Annotated in this window: 14 protein-coding genes and 1 pseudogene; 9 read left to right on the top strand and 6 right to left on the bottom strand. The window is 71.8% G+C overall.

The annotated features are described in order from the left end of the window. Positions 1–14: 14 nt before the first annotated feature. On the bottom strand, positions 15–938 hold the full coding sequence (locus M1L60_RS29550) for an SMP-30/gluconolactonase/LRE family protein (protein WP_253240812.1): 924 nt from the start codon (positions 936–938) through the stop codon (positions 15–17). 228 nt (positions 939–1,166) lie between these two features. Here M1L60_RS29550 and M1L60_RS29545 point away from each other — a divergent pair, with 228 nt between their 5' ends. From M1L60_RS29545 to surE, 3 genes are all read left to right on the top strand, one after another. After that, complete coding sequence (locus tag M1L60_RS29545; protein ID WP_253240811.1) at positions 1,167–1,475, top strand: hypothetical protein; 309 nt, start codon at positions 1,167–1,169, stop codon at positions 1,473–1,475. Positions 1,476–1,547: 72 nt separating this feature from the next. Beyond that, entirely contained in the window at positions 1,548–2,462 is a 915-nt protein-coding gene (locus M1L60_RS29540; RefSeq protein WP_253240810.1) for a 1-phosphofructokinase family hexose kinase, read from the top strand. Continuing rightward, positions 2,459–3,301 (top strand): 5'/3'-nucleotidase SurE, encoded by an 843-nt coding sequence (gene surE, locus M1L60_RS29535; protein WP_253240809.1) that lies wholly within the window; start codon positions 2,459–2,461, stop codon positions 3,299–3,301. The genes M1L60_RS29540 and surE overlap by 4 nt, the downstream gene beginning before the upstream one ends. Before the next feature lie 63 nt (positions 3,302–3,364). Here surE and M1L60_RS29530 read toward each other — a convergent pair whose 3' ends face one another. Continuing rightward, positions 3,365–3,727 carry an STAS domain-containing protein gene (locus M1L60_RS29530; protein ID WP_253240808.1) on the bottom strand — a complete coding sequence of 121 codons (363 nt, stop codon included), beginning with the start codon at positions 3,725–3,727 and terminating at the stop codon, positions 3,365–3,367. Positions 3,728–4,041: 314 nt separating this feature from the next. On the opposite strand from M1L60_RS29530, the gene M1L60_RS29525 reads away from it, so the two are divergent. The 4 genes from M1L60_RS29525 to M1L60_RS29510 all read left to right on the top strand — a co-directional run bounded on the left by M1L60_RS29525 (position 4,042) and on the right by M1L60_RS29510 (position 7,409). Next, complete coding sequence (locus M1L60_RS29525; protein ID WP_253240807.1) at positions 4,042–4,458, top strand: hypothetical protein; 417 nt, start codon at positions 4,042–4,044, stop codon at positions 4,456–4,458. A 149-nt stretch (positions 4,459–4,607) separates the two neighbouring features. Next, positions 4,608–6,023 (top strand): serine/threonine-protein kinase, encoded by a 1,416-nt coding sequence (locus tag M1L60_RS29520; RefSeq protein ID WP_253240806.1) that lies wholly within the window; start codon positions 4,608–4,610, stop codon positions 6,021–6,023. A gap of 51 nt (positions 6,024–6,074) precedes the next feature. Continuing rightward, complete coding sequence (locus M1L60_RS29515) at positions 6,075–6,929, top strand: MerR family transcriptional regulator (RefSeq protein WP_253240805.1); 855 nt, start codon at positions 6,075–6,077, stop codon at positions 6,927–6,929. Between the two features lie 138 nt (positions 6,930–7,067). Further along, entirely contained in the window at positions 7,068–7,409 is a 342-nt protein-coding gene (locus M1L60_RS29510) for a hypothetical protein (RefSeq protein WP_253240804.1), read from the top strand. Position 7,410: 1 nt separating this feature from the next. On the opposite strand, the gene M1L60_RS29505 is transcribed toward M1L60_RS29510, so the two are convergent. Next, positions 7,411–9,174 (bottom strand): bifunctional metallophosphatase/5'-nucleotidase, encoded by a 1,764-nt coding sequence (locus M1L60_RS29505; protein ID WP_253240803.1) that lies wholly within the window; start codon positions 9,172–9,174, stop codon positions 7,411–7,413. Between the two features lie 36 nt (positions 9,175–9,210). Beyond that, a pseudogene (gene argS, locus M1L60_RS29500) lies at positions 9,211–10,823 on the bottom strand (arginine--tRNA ligase). 213 nt (positions 10,824–11,036) lie between these two features. Between argS and M1L60_RS29495 the strand changes: the two are divergent. Both M1L60_RS29495 and M1L60_RS29490 read left to right on the top strand, forming a co-directional pair. Next, on the top strand, positions 11,037–11,480 hold the full coding sequence (locus tag M1L60_RS29495) for a protein-tyrosine phosphatase family protein (RefSeq protein WP_253240907.1): 444 nt from the start codon (positions 11,037–11,039) through the stop codon (positions 11,478–11,480). A 112-nt stretch (positions 11,481–11,592) separates the two neighbouring features. Further along, positions 11,593–12,108, top strand: a complete 516-nt coding sequence (locus M1L60_RS29490; RefSeq protein WP_253240802.1) for an SRPBCC family protein — start codon at positions 11,593–11,595, stop codon at positions 12,106–12,108. Positions 12,109–12,180: 72 nt separating this feature from the next. Here the strand turns inward: M1L60_RS29490 and M1L60_RS29485 are convergent, their stop codons facing one another. After that, entirely contained in the window at positions 12,181–12,990 is an 810-nt protein-coding gene (locus M1L60_RS29485; protein WP_253240801.1) for a class I SAM-dependent methyltransferase, read from the bottom strand. A gap of 59 nt (positions 12,991–13,049) precedes the next feature. Beyond that, entirely contained in the window at positions 13,050–15,620 is a 2,571-nt protein-coding gene (locus tag M1L60_RS29480; RefSeq protein ID WP_253240800.1) for an ATP-binding protein, read from the bottom strand. Positions 15,621–15,691 lie beyond the last annotated feature (71 nt).

The following is a 15,691-nucleotide window of genomic DNA, read 5'->3' as shown; positions in this document are numbered from 1 at the left end:
CCAGGGACGTCACATCAGGGAATGGGCACGGCCACGGCGTTGTAGGTCGTGGTCGGCGTGGGCGTCGTCGTGAAGCGGGCGTTGGGCAGGTAGAACCGCTTTCCGTACTCGGCGATGGTGGTCGGCACGTCGAAGGCCGCGCTGCCGGTGCGGGAGACGACCTTTCCGGTACGGGCCTTCCGGTCGAGCGCGACCTCGGCGATCACGTTGAGCCGGTTCTGCACGACGTAGAGCGTGCGGCCGCGCAACCACAGGCCGTCGCCGTTGACGACGGTCTCGGTGCCGTTGAGCTTGATCTCGGTGCTGCGGCCGTCGTAGCCGACCCGGAACAGCTTGCCCAGGTTGGACTGCACGATGATCAGGCCGCGCCCGTCGGGCGTACGGGAAATGCCGTTGGCGTTGTTGCCGGTGGTGTACTCGATGTCGCCGGTCAGCGGGACGGCCACCGGCTTCGACCGCAGGTTGAGCGGCACCTTCCAGAGCACCGGGTTGGCCGAGTCGGTGAACCAGGCGGCGTCACGGGTGAGCACGACGTCGTTGATGAACCAGGCCGTCGTGCCGGCCCCCTTCAGGGTGTACGACTTCAGCACCTGGCCGTTGCGCAGGTCGACCACGCGGGCGGTGCCGGCGCTGCCCCCGGCCACGAACAGCCGGTGACCGTCGACCTTGAGCCCGAGCGACGGGTTGCCGGCGCCGGGGCCTTCGCTCAGGACCGAGCCTTTGCCGCTCTTGAGGCTGACCCGGTAGATGTCGCCGTCGACCCGGGACCCGAAATAGGCGTACGGCTTGTCGCCGATGGCGATGCCCTCGGGCTGGAACCCGTCCGGCAGGGCCAGCGTGCTCGGCCACTTCGGGCCGGCATGGGCTGCGGCCGGCGCCGCGCCGGCCACCACGGCGAGCACCGTGGAGATGACAATCGCGAGGGTACGTCTGGACACGGATTTCCCTTTCCAGGCGGAACTAGCTGTCAACGACTACATACCCCGCTTTGCCCCCGGCGGTTCGAGATGTTCTGGCGCGGGGTGAGCGGGTCGCCGTCAGCTATGGCGATCATCACACTCCACGGGGCACGATGATCACAGCGGTCACCGCGTGTGCCGACTTCCGTCCGGACCTCGGCATCCCCTCTACGCTTGGTGACCATGTCATCACGGGAGGACACCAGCATGACCACTGTCATCCACCAGCCGAGGGCCGCGTTCGACGCGGCCCGCGCGTTCGTGAGGGCCGCCGGCAGCGCGCATTCCGAGGCCTTCGCGGCCCGGGTGCTCAGCCGGCTGGGCAGCGAGATGTACGGCCACTTCGCCGACACTCGCCAGCGGCTGCTGACGGCGCTGGTCGAGACCGGTGGCGACCGGTACGCGGCCGATGTCGAGGCCGGGAAATGGCGCGTACGCCTGGAGGATCTGCTGCGCACCCGGCCCGAGCTGACCGGGCCGCTGCTGGAGCTGACCAACGAGGGTTTCGAGGCCTGACGGCATTTACGGCAATCCGCACCTAAAAGGGATCTCTACGGCAAGAATGCCCTTATGGGCGACGCTCGGGTGATGGTCTTCGCACCGGCACCGCAACTCACGGTGACCATCGAACAGCAACACAATCAGCCGGAACTGCACGTCCACCCGGGCGGTCAGGGCATCTGGCAGGCTCGCATGATCACCTCGCTGGGCGCCGAGGTGACGCTGTGCACCGCGGTCGGCGGCGAGGTGGGCCGCGTGCTCAAGCCGCTGCTCGACTTCAAGGGTGTCCAGCTGCGCACCGTCCCGCGCGAGAGCGGCAGCGGCTGGTACGTGCACGACCGCCGCAACGGCGCGCGGGTCGAGCTGGCCGAGCAGCCCGGCGCCCCGTTCACCCGGCACGAGCTGGACGAGCTCTACAACTTGGCCCTGGCCGAGGGGCTGCGGGCCGGCAACGCGATCCTGAGCGGCCCGGCCCACCCCTCGGTCATCCGGCCCGACGTCTACGGGCGGCTCGCGCACGACCTGCGCGCTCACGGCTGCCGGGTGATCGCCGACCTGTCCGGCGACCACCTCAAGGCGGTGCTCGAGGCCGGGCTCGACGTGGTCAAGGTCAGCCACGAGGAGCTGCTGCGGGACGGCGTGATCAAGGACGAGTCCGAGAAGACGCTGACCGAAGCGCTGATCAACCTGCACGAGAACGGCGCCGAGATGGCCCTGCTGTCCCGGGCCGACGCGGGGGCGCTGGCCCTGTTCAACGAACAGATCTACCGGGTCGCCATCCCGAAACTCACCATCGCCGACCACCGTGGCGCCGGCGACTCGATGACCGCCGGGGTCGCCGCGGTGCTGGCCAAGGGCGGTGAGATGACGCAGGCGGTGCGGACCGGGGCGGCCGCCGGCGCGCTCAACGTCACCCGGCACGGGCTCGGCACCGGGCACATGGACGCCGTCCAGGTGCTCACCGAGCGGGTCAAGCTCACCCCGATCAAGAAGGCGCGATGACAAGAATCCTGGTCACCAACGACGACGGCATCGACGCGCCGGGCCTGCGCTGGCTGGCGCGAGCGGCGGCCCGGGAGGGTCACGACGTCGTGGTCGCCGCGCCGATCACCGAGGCCAGCGGCAGCAGCGCCGCCATGACGGCGGTCGAGGAACACGGCAAGATCATCCTGCACAAGCGTGAGCTGCCTCACGCCAAGCACATCCCGGCGTACGCGGTGGCCGCCTCCCCCGCCTACATCGTGCTGCTGGCCCTGCGCGAGGCGTTCGGCGAGCCGCCCGAGATGATCTTCTCGGGGATCAACCGGGGCGCCAACGCCGGGGCCGCGGTGGTGCACTCCGGCACGGTGGGGGCCACGCTCACCGGGTCGTACGCGGGTCTGCACGGGCTGGCCGTCTCGCTCGACGTGCTGTCGCCCCGGGTCTCCTCGGCCCGCAGCGGGGGCGCCGCGCTGGCCGCCCTCGACCACGAGGAGGACGAGAAGCGGCACTGGGGCAGCGCGGCCGAGCTGGCCGTCCGCCTGGTGCCCACGCTGACCCATACGCCGGCCGGCACGATCTTCAACCTGAACGTGCCCGACCTGCACATGGACGGGATCCGGGGGCTGCGGCGGGCCTCGCTGGCCCAGTTCGGCCAGGTGCAGGTGAGCATCGCCGAGGCCGGTGAGGGCTTCGTGCGCACGGCCGTGCAGGCCGCCGACGACACCCTGCAGCCGGACACCGATCTGGCCGCCCTGGCCGAGCACTTCGCCGTGGTCACGCCGATCCGGCCGCCGCACGAGATGACCGAAGTGAAGATCAACCTCGAGGCGATCCCGCTGCACGCGTCCACGCTGCAGTAGCGGAATTCGGGCAAAACGAAGGCGGCCGGGTCATCGACCCGGCCGCCTTCGTGCTGATTCCGGTCAGGCCCCCGAGACCGCCGGCTGGGCCGCGTCGGCCTCACCGAAGGGCTGGGGGTTGCCGAACAGGCCGAGCAGCCCGGTCACCCAGAGCTGGCGATGCGCGAACCGGCTGGGCCGGGTCACGATCAGCTTCACCTCACTGACCTGGGCGAGCTGGAACGCGGCCACAAGCGCGCTGATGCCCACCGAGTCGATGAAGGTCACGTTCTGCAAGTTCAGCTCAATGCGTACGAACTTCCGGGCCCCCAGCTGTGTCGCCACAGCCTCGCGGATCTCGTACGCGTTCTCGACGTCGATCTCGCCGCTGGGCGAGACCTCCACCACGTCGTCGGCAAGCGTCGACGTCATTATCGACAGCGTCACGCCAATTCCCTCCACCCGCCCGGGACTTCCGGGCGTCGTTCCTCGCACGCGGGGACAAACCACAGCGAGAGGTTCTCGCCTGGTCACCCCCGACGCCCGGGGGTGGTCCGATCTACCCCCGGAAGGTTCGGTGAAACTGACCAAAAGGTTAGGACCCGAACCTGTCAGGCACCTGAGTGCCTCGTGTGAACCGGGTCAAGAGTACCGGTGGGTGGCAACTTGTTTCCGAAACGTGATGGCGTCCACACCGGACACGTTTGCTGAACAGCGGACCAGGGCAGGGCAAACCTGGAGCGAGCCGGGAGGTAAGAGAAATGTTCTCCAGCAAGAGCAAGGCGGAACGTACGGCCACGCAGGCCTGGGAGTACCTGACGGCTGCCATGGCGGCGGCGACCGACACCGCGAAGGACACGGGCGACAAAGCCACCAAACTGGCCGGGAAGGCCAGTGATCAGAGTCACAAGCTGGCCGGCAAGGGCCAGTACTACGCGGGCAAGGCGAGCGGCAAGGCCGACGTGGCCTGGGCGCGGGCCAACGCGGCCGCGGCCGCCCTGGCCGGGCGCAAGCCGTCGCGGCCGTGGGGCCTGATCATCGGCGTCGGGCTGCTCGGCGCGGCTGTCGGCTACGCCGTGGCCACGTCGGCCCGGGCCGCCCTCGAACAGCAGGCCGAGGCCGAGGAGCGTGAGCTGGCCGAGACCGCGGTCGTGGTCACGCCGACGTACGACAACTGACAGTTCCCCTCCGGGCGGCGCTCCCCGCGCCGCCCGGACGGATACGCCCAGCGAGGTGCCCCCTCTGGCCCCCCGTCGAGCGGGCGGGCCGGTTACAGTTTCGCCGTCGCTCCGCTGTGGTTCGCCACCCGATTAGATAAGGTCCGTTGGTGCTTGCTGCCGGTCACCTCCTGGGCAACCGTTATCGGTTGGACGAGCGCATCGCCACGGGCGGGATGGGTGACGTCTGGCGCGGTACCGATGTCGTGCTGGGCCGGGTCATCGCCGTCAAGGTGCTGCGCTCCAACATGATGTCCGACCCCGAGTTCGCCGCCCGCTTCTACGGCGAGGCGCGCATGATGGCGGCCTTCCGCCACCCGGGTGTCGTCGAGGTCTACGACTACGCGAGCGCCGGCGAGTCCGGCGGCGAGGACAACATGGCCTACCTGGTCATGGCCTACGTCGAGGGCGAGCCGCTGTCGGCCCGGGTCAAGCAGGGCCCGATGCCGGTCACCGAGGTCATGTCGATCGTCGGGCAGGCGGCCGACGCGCTGCACGCCGCCCACCAGGCCGGCACGGTCCACCGCGACGTCAAGCCGGGCAACCTGATCGTCAAGCCCAACGGCACGGTCGTGCTGGTCGACTTCGGCGTGGCCCGCTCGGCCGCCGTCACCAGCGTCACGGCGGTCAACGCGATCGTCGGCACCGCCCTCTACATGGCGCCCGAGCAGGTCGCCAAGGGCAACGTCAGCGCGGCCACCGACATCTACGCGCTCGGCGCTGTGGCCTACCACTGCATCGCCGGCCACCCGCCGTTCGACGGCGACAACGCGCTGCAGGTGGCCCTGCGCCACCTCGAGGACGAGCCCGAGCCGCTGCCCGACCACGTGCCGCTCGAGGTGCGCGAGCTGATCGAGCGGGCCATGGCCAAGCAGCCGGGCGACCGCTTCCAGTCGGGCGAGGAGTTCGCCGAGGCCGCCTTCGCCGCGGCCGGCCCGCTGGACTGGAAGAGGATGACCGGCACGACCATGGTCGCCCCGCTCAGCCCGGCCGCGCCCACGCGGGCCGTGCCGATGCCCCGCGACCTGCCGCCGAAGGTGCCGCCGGCCGTCCCGCCGACGTCGCTCACGTCGACGTCGCTGCGCGGCAAGCGTCCGCCCCGCAGCCAGACCGCGCTGCTGGTGGCCGTGATCGCCCTGCTCGTGCTGGCCGGCGGGCTGGCCTTCGCGATCGCCCTGAGCGGCGACGACGACGACAAGAAGCGTGACGTCAACCAGTCCGTGCCCGGCCCCTCGGTCGAGGCGCCCACCGGCGACCCCACCGACGAGGTCTCCGAGACCCCGAGCACCGAGCCGACCAGTCAGACGACCACGCGCGGCAGTGTGCCCAACCGCACCCGCACCCCGAGTGCCACGCCGACCACCACGCCGGCGACGACGGCGCCCACCACGACTCCGCCGGCCACCACGCCGCCGACGACCCCGCCCACCACTCCCCCGACCACGCCGCCGACGACGCCGCCGACGACGCCCCCGACCACGCCACCGACCGCGGACCCGCCCGTCGAGGGTGGCACCGTCCCGTAGCCCGGCGGCGGTTGACCCTCACACCGTGTCAGGCCCGACAGTGAGGGGACCATGTTCAGTATCGGAGAGTTCGCGGGTCTCGGCCGGGTGTCGGTGCGCATGCTGCGCCACTACGACGCCATCGGGCTGTTGCGTCCCGCCCACGTCGATCCGCACAGCGGGTACCGGTTCTACACGGCCGCGCAGCTCCGGCTGCTCAACCGGGTGACCGCCCTCAAAGACCTCGGCTTCAGCCTGCAGCAGGTGCAGACGCTGATCGACGAGAAGGTCGACCCGCAGGAGCTGCGCGGCATGCTGCGGCTGCGGCGGGCCGAGCTGGCGGCGCGGATGACGCAGGACACGGCCCGGCTGGCCCAGGTCGACGCGCGCCTCCGGATGATCGAGAGCGAGGGACACATGGACACGGGAGACGTCGTCCTCAAGAGCATTCCGGCCACGCGGGTGGCCATGCTCTCCGCCACGGCGACCAGCTACGACGACCCGACGTCGATCACCGAGAACCTCAGCCCGCTCTATCCGCGGCTGATGGAGCTCATGGAGAAGCACGGCGTCCCGATGACCGGAGCGCCGATCGCCTACTACACCGCGGAGCCGACCGCGCCCGGCGACGAGACGATCGGCGTGCACGCCGCGTTCCCGATCGGCGACGTCGAGGTCCCGGCCGACGCCGGCTTCGAGGCGGTCGTGGTGCCACCGGTCGAGCAGGCCGCCACCGCGCTGCACCACGGGCCGATGTCCGAGGCGTTCCGCACCGGGCAGAAACTCGCCAACTGGATCGACGACAACGGCTACCGCGCGGTCGGGCCCGGGTTCGCGGTCGAGGTCTACCTCGAGTGCCCGCCCGGCGAGTTCGAGAAGTGGGTCACCGAGATGCAGGTGCCCGTGCGAACTGCAACCGAAAACTAAAGCGTGTTTCATAACTGGGGTCGACCTGCGCCGGGTCCAGTTATGAAACACGCCTTGGCCTCAGGTCGGGTCGGGGGCGGCCGATGGGGCCGGGCGGCACGGAAATGCAACCGAGCCGCTACCGAAAGGCCGCCGGAGATGACAGCCCCGATCCCGTACGCGCAATATCCGACGACCCCGCCCTGGGCCGAGCCGCAAGCGGACCCGGCGCCGGCTGCGGCTCCCGGCCCGCACACGCACCACGGCCGGCTGCTCGTGCGCTTCCCGGAAGAGATGGCCCGGGCGGCCCGGCCCCCGGCGCCGTCCTGGGCCCCCGTGGTGTTCTGGACGTTGCTGCTCGGCGTGCCCGGGGTGGTGTCGGCGGTCCGCCGCGGCGCGGAAGCGCGCCGCGGCGGCAACGAGCGCTACCCGTACTGGATAGCCTTCGGCACGGTGCTCACCGCCGCCGTCGTAGCCTTTCTGGCCCTGACGACGGGGTGATTCAGAACTCGACGGGCACGCCGTCGCGGACGAGCTGCCAGTTCTTGACGAAGAAGTCGGCCGGGTCGATCACTCCCCGGGCCTGGGCCCAGTCGATCAGCAGCTGGCGGATCTCCTGCTGCGCGTTGTAGACCTGCGTCTTCACGATCCCGGGGAAGTTGCCGCCGCCCGACCGGCGGTAGTTGTTGACGGCGACCACGAACCGGGCCGCCGGGTCGACGTCGGCCCCGGCGAGCTGGAGGCGGGTGATCCGGGAGCCGACCGGGCGGCTGATGTCGATGTCGTAGTCGACGCCGGAGAAGACGTCGTAGTTGTAATCGGGGACGGCCGGGTCACTGATCGTGGCCGGGTCGGCCGGGGCGCCGGGCGCGAGCGTGACGAAGTACTTGGCCGAGTACTCGAGGTAGGCCTTGACCTCGGCGCCGGTCAGCACGACGGCCTCGAGCGTGTTGTCGTAGATGTAGAGCCCGGCGACGTCCTTGATCTTGACGTCGCCCGGCGGGAAGACGGCGGTGCGGCTGAACGGCGCGGCGATCGACAGCACGGGCAGGCTCGCGTACTCGGTGCCGGCCAGGGCCGCCGTGACCGTGTCGGTCTGCACCTGGTTGATGAAGTCGAGGATCGGGGTGTCCTCGTAGCGGGACGACGCGGCCGAGAGTTCCCCGGCCGAGGTGGCCACGACCTGGTTCACGTACGCCACGGTCTTGTTGTGCTGACCCCGGACCGCGGCCAGCACGTGGGGGTCGGGCTCGACGGTGTTGGTGTTCAGCGTGACCGAGGACTTGGTGGTGACCGCCCAGCGGCCGTGCCGGCGCACCAGCTCGAAGTCCATCTTCGTCAGGCGCTGCCCCCACTTGGACGGCTCCGAGAGCAGAACCTGCTTTCCCGTACGGATGTTGGTGACGAACCGCTGGGCCACCTCGGCGTGGGCGTGGCCGAACAGGATCGCGTCGATGCCCGGCACCTGCTCGGCGATGAGCGCCGACGGATTCTCGTTGGGCAGCTCGGGACCGTAGCTGGACGTGCCGCTGTCGCCGCCGTGCGCCGAGATCAGCACGATGTCAGCGCCCCGGGCCCGCATGATCGGCACCCACTTGGCCGCCGTCGCCACCAGGTCGAGGAACTCGAGCCTGCCCTCGACGTTGGCCCGGTCCCAGATCGCCACGCCCGGGTTGGTGAGGCCCAGGATGCCCACACGCAGGGTCGGTGCGTGCCGGCCCGGGGAGACCTTTTTTATTACGTACGGGGTGAAGGCGGGCCGGCCCGTGCCGGCGTGCACGGCGTTGGCGGCCAGGGCCGGGAAGCCGAGCTGCCGGATCCACAGGTCGAGCAGTGGCAGCCCGTAGTTGAACTCGTGGTTGCCCAGCGTCACCGCGTCGTACTTGAGCACGTTCATGGCCCGGGCCATCGGATGCTTCTCGCCGGTCGTGGTGATCGGCTCCTGCTTGGCGTAGTACGTGGCCAGCGGCGTGCCCTGGATGGTGTCGCCCGCGTCGAGGACCAGCGTGGCCCCGGTCGCCTCGGCCCGAAGCTTCTTGACGAGGGCGGCCAGCTTGGCCACGCCGACGTCGTTGTGCGCGCTGTCGTCGTACTCGGCGTCCTTGTAGTAGTCCCAGTTGTAGACGTTGCCGTGGGTGTCGGACGTGCCGAGCACGGTGAGCCGGTAGGTGCGCTCAGGGTTGGCCTGCGCGGCACCGGCGCCGACGACGGGGGCAGCCACCGAGGCCGCCCCCGCCGCCAGCAAGGTTCGCCGGGAAAGAGTCATGCCGAGCACCATAACTCTCGATATCGGCGATGGTCTCTACATGGCCTCGGGCACCGGGAGGCCGAGCAGGTCGAGGCCCAGCCGCAGGCTGTCACCGGTGCGCGCGGTCAGCGCGACCCGGCTCGGCGAGGACTGGATCGGGCATCTCTCGTAGAAGGTGGAGAACGCAGCCGCCACCTCGTGCAGGTGGACGGCCAGCCGGTGCGGCTCGCAGTGCTCGATCGCGGCGGCCACGGCCGGTTCGAGTCCGAGCAACGTCAGGGCCAGCCGCCGCTCGGCCTCCTCGCCCAGCACGACCGGGCCGGGTTCGACGGTGGCCTTGCGCAGCACCGACCGGATCCGGGCCAGGGCGTACTGCAGGTACGGGCCGGTGTTGCCGGTCGTGGCCAGCATCCGGTCCCAGTCGAAGACGTAGTCGCCGCGCCGGTCGGAGGAGAGATCGGCGTACTTGATGGCGCCGATGCCGACCGCGGGCGTGCTGGCCCGGGCGTCGGCCTCGTCGAGCAGGTCGCCCAACTTGATCGTCTCGCCCGACCGGCTCTTGAACATCTTGCCGTCGGCGCCCAGGATCGAGCCGAAGCCGATGTGCTCGGCGCTGACCCCGCCGTCGAGCCAGCCCGCGTCCCGGCCGACCGCGAACACCATCTGGAAGTGCATGCTCTGCGGGGCGCCGACGACATAGAGCAGCCGGTCGCCCTTCAGGTCCCGCGCCCGGTGCCGCAGGGCCGCGAGGTCGGTCGCCGCGTACCCGAAACCGCCGTCGCTCTTGCGCACGATCAGCGGGAACGGCCGGCCGTCACGGCCGGTGAACCCGGCCGGGAAAGCGCACAGCGCGCCCTCGCTCTCGACCAGCAGGCCCTGGGCCGTCAGTTCGTCGAGCACCGAGGCGAGCTGATCCTGATAGGAGCTCTCGCCGGCGAAGTCCTCGAGGCCGAGCGTGATGCCGAGCCGGTCGTAGTCGGCCACGAAACTCCGCTCGGACTGCTCGACCAGCCGGCGCCACATCTGCCGGGTCGGCCCGTCGCCGCTCTGCAGCGCGACCACCCGCAACCGGGCCCGGGTGCGGAAATCGTCGTCGCCGTCGAACTTGACCCGGGCCTGCCGGTAGAACGCGGTGAGATCGCTCAGGCCGAACTCACCGTCGAGGCCGCCCAGGTCGGACATGTGCTCGATCAGCATCCCGAACTGGGTGCCCCAGTCGCCGAGGTGGTTGACCCGCACGACGTCGTGACCGGCCCACTCGAACAGCCGGGCCAGCGCGTCGCCGATGACGGTCGACCGCAGATGGCCGACATGCAGCTCCTTGGCCACGTTGGGCGAGGAGTAGTCGATCACGACCCGCTGCGGGTCGGCCGGCGGCGGGGTGTCGGGCCCGGCGAGCAGCTCCACCAGCACGTCGTCGGCCACGGTGAGGTTGAGGAAGCCGGGGCCGGAGATCTCGACCTCGGCCAGCCCCGACAGATCGGCCCGCTCGGCCACTCGGCCGCGATCTGCCGCGGGGCGCGGCCCAGCGTGCGGGCCAGGGCCAGCGCGGCCCCGGACTGGAAGTCGGCGTGCTGCGACGCCCGCACCACGGGGTCGACCGGGCGGCCGGCGACCGCTTCGAGGGCGACCGCGAGCCGGGTGGCCAGGAGAGCTTCGAGATTCATGATCAACCCCATCGACGTACGCGGATGACGGGTCGACCGGGACTGCGAGACAGGCGCCGGCGGGATCGACCCGCCGGGGAACAGCAAGAACTCAGCGGCGGCCGTGGAGAGGCCGGCGTCGCTCGCTGAAGGTCTGCATGGGGCCAGGGTAACGCACCGGGCAAGATGAAAACCGTGACGAGGCCGGTGTGGGTAGCGGGTGGGGCGGGGCTGATGCGGCTGCCGTCGGGGCGGCTGGTGCGCGGACGCGGGTTGCGGGATCCGATGCCGTCGGGGCACCCGCCGGAGTTCGGCGTCTATCTGCTGGGCTCGGCGCCGCCCGAGTTCGGGTGGGTCAGCCGCTGGGTGCGGTGGCCCGACTTCCGGCTGCCGCGCGATCCGGCGTACGCGGGAAAGATCTTGAAGGAAGCCTGGCAGCGCGCCGCGACCGAGCGGGTCGAGGTCGCCTGCGGCGGCGGGCGCGGGCGCACCGGAACCGCGCTGGCCTGCCTGGCCGTGATCGACGGGGTGCCCGCGGCCGAGGCGGTGGCGTACGTGCGGGAGCACTACCACCCGCGGGCCGTCGAGACCCCGTGGCAGCGGCGCTTCGTGCGTGATTTCGCGGCGCCCGAGGAAACGGGTGGTGATTTCGCGGCGCCCCAAGGAACGGGTGCGTGATTTCGCGGTGCCCCAGGGAACGGGTGCGTGATTTCGCGGTGCGCAAGAAAACAGGGCAGTGATCAGAAGCGGCCATTAGGCTGGAGCAGCATGCCGACGCCCTGGGGGATTCATGATCGTCGTGGAGCGCACGCTGGCCTGCAGTGCCGACCCCGGTGCGGCGCTCGGCTATCTGAGCGATTTCGGCAACACCGCGGTCTGGGACCCGGCCGTCCGGCAGGCCACCCGGGGCAACACCGGGCCGATCGCGCCCGGGGCCACCTGGCACCAGGCCTGCCGGCTGCTCGGCATCAGCACCGAGATGACCTACACGCTGGTCGAGGTGACACCCGGGCGGCTCGTGTTCCACGGGCGCAACGAGGGCGCCACCTGCGTCGACACCGTCACCGTGCGCCCGGCCGAACCGGGCTGTGAAGTGACGTACCGGATCGAGCTCGAACTGCACGGGCTGGCCAAGCTGGCCACGCCCGTGATCAAGATGGAGTTCGAGAAGCTGGGGACGGCCGGGGCGACGGCGCTGACCGAGGCGCTCGACCTGCTCGCCCCGGGCGCCCGCTCGGCCGAACTGCACTTCCCGGCCGACACCCCGCATCCGCTGCCGCCCCGGAGCCAAGAGGCGCAGGCGTAGCTCTTTTGATCCGATTTGGATGTTCATGAGGATGGGCCCCGGCCTCCCCCTCGGCGCCGGGTCCACTCGTTCTCAGGCGCGCGTGGCCACGATCCGCAGGTAGGTCGACGGGATGCGGGCGGTGCCGTCGGTGGCGGTGTTGTAGCGGCCGGCCAGCGACACCAGGTCGTCGTAGAGCGGCTTGCCCCCGTCCGGGCCCAGCGCCTCGAACGCCTTCAGGGTCGGGCCGTAGTGCTCCCGGAAGTAGTCGGCGAAGTGCTCGGGCGAGGTGAAGCGGAAGACGAAGTCGTGCCGCTCGGTGCGCAGGTCCCGCACCCGGTCGCCGAAGAGCTCGCGGACCCGTTCCTCGCTGCCCCACTCGACCGGGCCGCGGATGCCGGGCGGCGGCGGGACCCGGCGGCCGACCGTGCGGAACATCTCGCCGATGAAGCCGTCGGGCGTCCAGTTGGCCAAGGCCACCGTGCCGCCGCTGCGAGTGACCCGGGTCAGTTCGGCCGCCGTACGCTCCTGGTCAGGGGCGAACATCGCGCCGACCACCGACACCACCGCGTCGAACCGGCCGTCCGGATAGGGCAGGTTCTCGGCGTCCGCGATCTCCGTGGTCAGCGGCAGCCGCTCGGCGTCGGCCCGCTCCCGGGCCCGCACCAGCAGGCCCGGCACGTAGTCGGTGGCCGTCACCCGGCACCCGCACCGGGCCGCCGCGATCGAGGCGTTGCCGGTGCCGGCCGCGACGTCGAGCACGTCGGCCCCGGCGGCCAGGTCGGCGGCCTGGATCGTGTCCTCGGCCATCGAATGGATCAGGGCCGCCACCGCGCCGTAGTCGCCGCTCGCCCAGGTCTTCTGCTGCTTGGCCTTCAGACCCTCAAGTACCAGTTCACTCATGTCTTCGACGGTAGGAGTCCGCTCTCCCCAGCACATGGGGAGAGCTCCCTATGTTGGGCTCAGATCAGGCCACGCTCGCGGGCCTCGGCGGCGGCCCGGCCCCGGGACGAGACACCGAGCTTGCCCAGGACGGCCGAGACGTGGTGATCCACGGTCTTGGCCGACAGGGTGAGCCGGGCCGCGATGTCGGCGTTGCTCAGCCCCTCGGCCAGCAGCCCCAGCACCTCTTGCTGGCGGCCGGTGAGCCCGGTCGGGTCGGCCGCCGTGGACGGGCGCGGGCCCCGCGGCACCCGCAGGCCCCGGTCGCGCAGCTCGGCCCGCAGGCGGCGGGCCGGGGCGACCGCGCCCAGGCGGTCGAAGACGCGCAGCGCCTCGGTCGTCGCGGCGGCATCACCGTGGGCCAGGCAGCAGGCGGCCAGATAGGTGCAGCCCATCTCGGTCCAGGCCGCCGCGGCGGCCCGCCAGTCGCCGTCGATCACCAGGCGGAACGGCGCCGCCGCGACCGCCGGGGCCGGCGACTTGTCGCCCGACCGCCACTTCCAGAAGGCCAGCTCGCCGGCGAACCACGGATGGCCGATCCGCACCGCCACCCGCAGCCCCCGCTCGGCCTCCTGCCCGGCCCGCACCGGGTCGCCGGCCAGCCAGTACGCCTCGGCCAGGGCGATCGCGGCGGTGCAGAGGAACTGGGCCTCCCCGGTCGGGTAGCCGCGCTCCCCGGCCTCGCGCGCGTCGTCGAGCGCGCCCGGTTCGTCGCGCCGGGCCCGCAGCACAGCCCGGGCCACTACGGCCGGGATCAGGCCGCCGCCGTGCATCGTCGGGCCGGACAGCGCCTCGGCCGCGTCGTCGGCCGCGGCCGCCCAGTCGCCCCGGGCCAGCAGCAGCCGCGCGCGGTGCCCGAGCAGGTGGCGGTGGTAACCGTCGAGGTCGCGGGCGACCAGGAACGGCAGGATCCGGTCGAACGTCTGCTCGGCCAGGTCGAAGTCGTACGCGTCGACGGCGCTGCTGGCCAGGTTGACCAGGGCCCGCCCGGCCGAGTCGTCGAGCCCGCCGGCCAGCACGGCCAGGTCGTGCGCGCGGCGCAACTCGGCCACCCCGGCCGGGTCGCCCAGGTGCATCCGGGCCGAGCCCAGGTTGATCAGGGCGTGCACCTCGGTGTCCCGGTCGCCGAGGGCGCGGGCCAGCTCGATCGCGCGCTCGGCCCAGACGATCGACCGCTCGTCCTCGTCGCCGAGCATGAAGAGCTGGGACAGATTGCTGTACGCGGCGGCCAGCTCGGGCCCCGGCGGCTGCGACTCGAGCACCTCGACCGACCGGAACCCGAAGTCGCGGGCCTGCTCGGGGCGCCCGTTCCACCAGCTCAGCCGGGACATCCAGCGCAGGCCGACGCCGATCGCGACCGGTTCGCCGAGCTCGGTGCGCAGGGCCAGGGCCTCGCGGCAGGCGTCGAGGGCCTCGGTCTGACCCCCGTGGTAGGCCGCTCGCGTGTACTCCTCGAGCAGCTCGGCCCGCTCGACCGCCGGCCGGTCGGCGGCCAGTGGCAGCGCCCGCGCGTAGTGGGCCGCGGCCTCCTTGTGGGCGCCCAGCGCGGCGGCTCGTCGAGCGGCGACCGGGGTCAGGCGCAGCACGGCCACGGTGTCGCCGGCGTGGTGGGCGTGGTGCACGAGGCGGGCCGGATCGGCCTTGTCACTCGCCTCCAGAGCGCTCAGGATGCGGGCGTGCAGGGCCTGGCGGCGTACGGGGGAAAGGCTTTCCTCGACGGCCCGGCGCAGCAGCTCGTGGCGGAAGGCGACGCCGTTGCCGCGGGCCGTGAGCACTCCGCGGTCGAGGCACTCGTCGACCTCGGCCAGCACACTCCCCAGCAGTTCCGGCCCGGCCCGGGACGGGACGACCGAGACCAGGTGGGCGACCTCGCGGGCGGACGGGCTGACCGTGGCCAGGCGGCTGAGCACCAGATCGCGTACGGTCGGCGGCACTCCCGCCGCCGGGGCCGCGAGCACCTCGGTGACCAGCAGCGGGTTGCCGCCCGTGACCGCGTGCACGTCGGGCGCCGACCGGCCCGCGCGCCGCGCCAGCTCGGCCACCGCGGCCACGGTAAGGGGCGGCAGCCCGACCCGGCGGACCAGCCCCTGCGGCAGTCCGGCCAGGACCGTGCGCAGCCGGTGGCCGGGGCCGACCTCGTCCTCGCGATAGGTGACCAGCAGCAGGGCCCGGCACAGCGCGAGCCGCCGCCCGAGGAACGCGACCATGTCGAGCGTGGCCTCGTCGGCCCAGTGCAGGTCTTCCAGCACCACGACCGGGCGGGCGGCCTGCGGCGGCCGGTCGAGGGCCTCGAGCAACAGGTCGAAGGCCTCGCCGCGGGAGCCGTCGCCGATCCGCTCCCGCAGGCGCCCACCGAGCTGCCGGGCGATGTCGTGCAGCGGCCCGAGCGCACGCGGCGTCAGCAGCGGATCGCAGCCGCCCCACAGCATCTGCGCCCGCGGCCCGGCCGCCTCGGCGAACGCGGCGGCCAGAGTGGACTTGCCCGCACCCGCCTCACCGCTGATCACGGCGACCCGCCCACCGGCCGCACTGCCGGCGAGCAGTCCCTCGAGGGCGGCAAGCTCGGCCGAACGCTCCAGCAGCACCGTCACGCGATCAGGCTAGACACGCAGCTCAGCACGGGCCTATCGACTATCGGACAGCGGCTCTCGACGATCATCCG

It is taken from the genome of Paractinoplanes aksuensis, assembly GCF_024137025.1.
GTDB lineage: Bacteria > Actinomycetota > Actinomycetes > Mycobacteriales > Micromonosporaceae > Actinoplanes > Actinoplanes aksuensis.
This window is presented reverse-complemented; position numbering and strand designations above follow the sequence as displayed.

Excerpts from the sequence above, each read along its gene's own strand:
- M1L60_RS29545 (WP_253240811.1), top strand. The coding sequence starts at position 1,167 with ATGACCACTGTCATCCACCAGCCGAGGGCCGCGTTCGACGCGGCCCGC.
- M1L60_RS29540 (WP_253240810.1), top strand. The coding sequence starts at position 1,548 with ATGGTCTTCGCACCGGCACCGCAACTCACGGTGACCATCGAACAGCAA.
- surE (WP_253240809.1), top strand. The coding sequence starts at position 2,459 with ATGACAAGAATCCTGGTCACCAACGACGACGGCATCGACGCGCCGGGC.
- M1L60_RS29525 (WP_253240807.1), top strand. The coding sequence starts at position 4,042 with ATGTTCTCCAGCAAGAGCAAGGCGGAACGTACGGCCACGCAGGCCTGG.
- M1L60_RS29515 (WP_253240805.1), top strand. The coding sequence starts at position 6,075 with ATGTTCAGTATCGGAGAGTTCGCGGGTCTCGGCCGGGTGTCGGTGCGC.
- M1L60_RS29510 (WP_253240804.1), top strand. The coding sequence starts at position 7,068 with ATGACAGCCCCGATCCCGTACGCGCAATATCCGACGACCCCGCCCTGG.
- M1L60_RS29505 (WP_253240803.1), bottom strand. The coding sequence starts at position 9,174 with ATGACTCTTTCCCGGCGAACCTTGCTGGCGGCGGGGGCGGCCTCGGTG.
- M1L60_RS29495 (WP_253240907.1), top strand. The coding sequence starts at position 11,037 with ATGCGGCTGCCGTCGGGGCGGCTGGTGCGCGGACGCGGGTTGCGGGAT.
- M1L60_RS29490 (WP_253240802.1), top strand. The coding sequence starts at position 11,593 with ATGATCGTCGTGGAGCGCACGCTGGCCTGCAGTGCCGACCCCGGTGCG.
- M1L60_RS29485 (WP_253240801.1), bottom strand. The coding sequence starts at position 12,990 with ATGAGTGAACTGGTACTTGAGGGTCTGAAGGCCAAGCAGCAGAAGACC.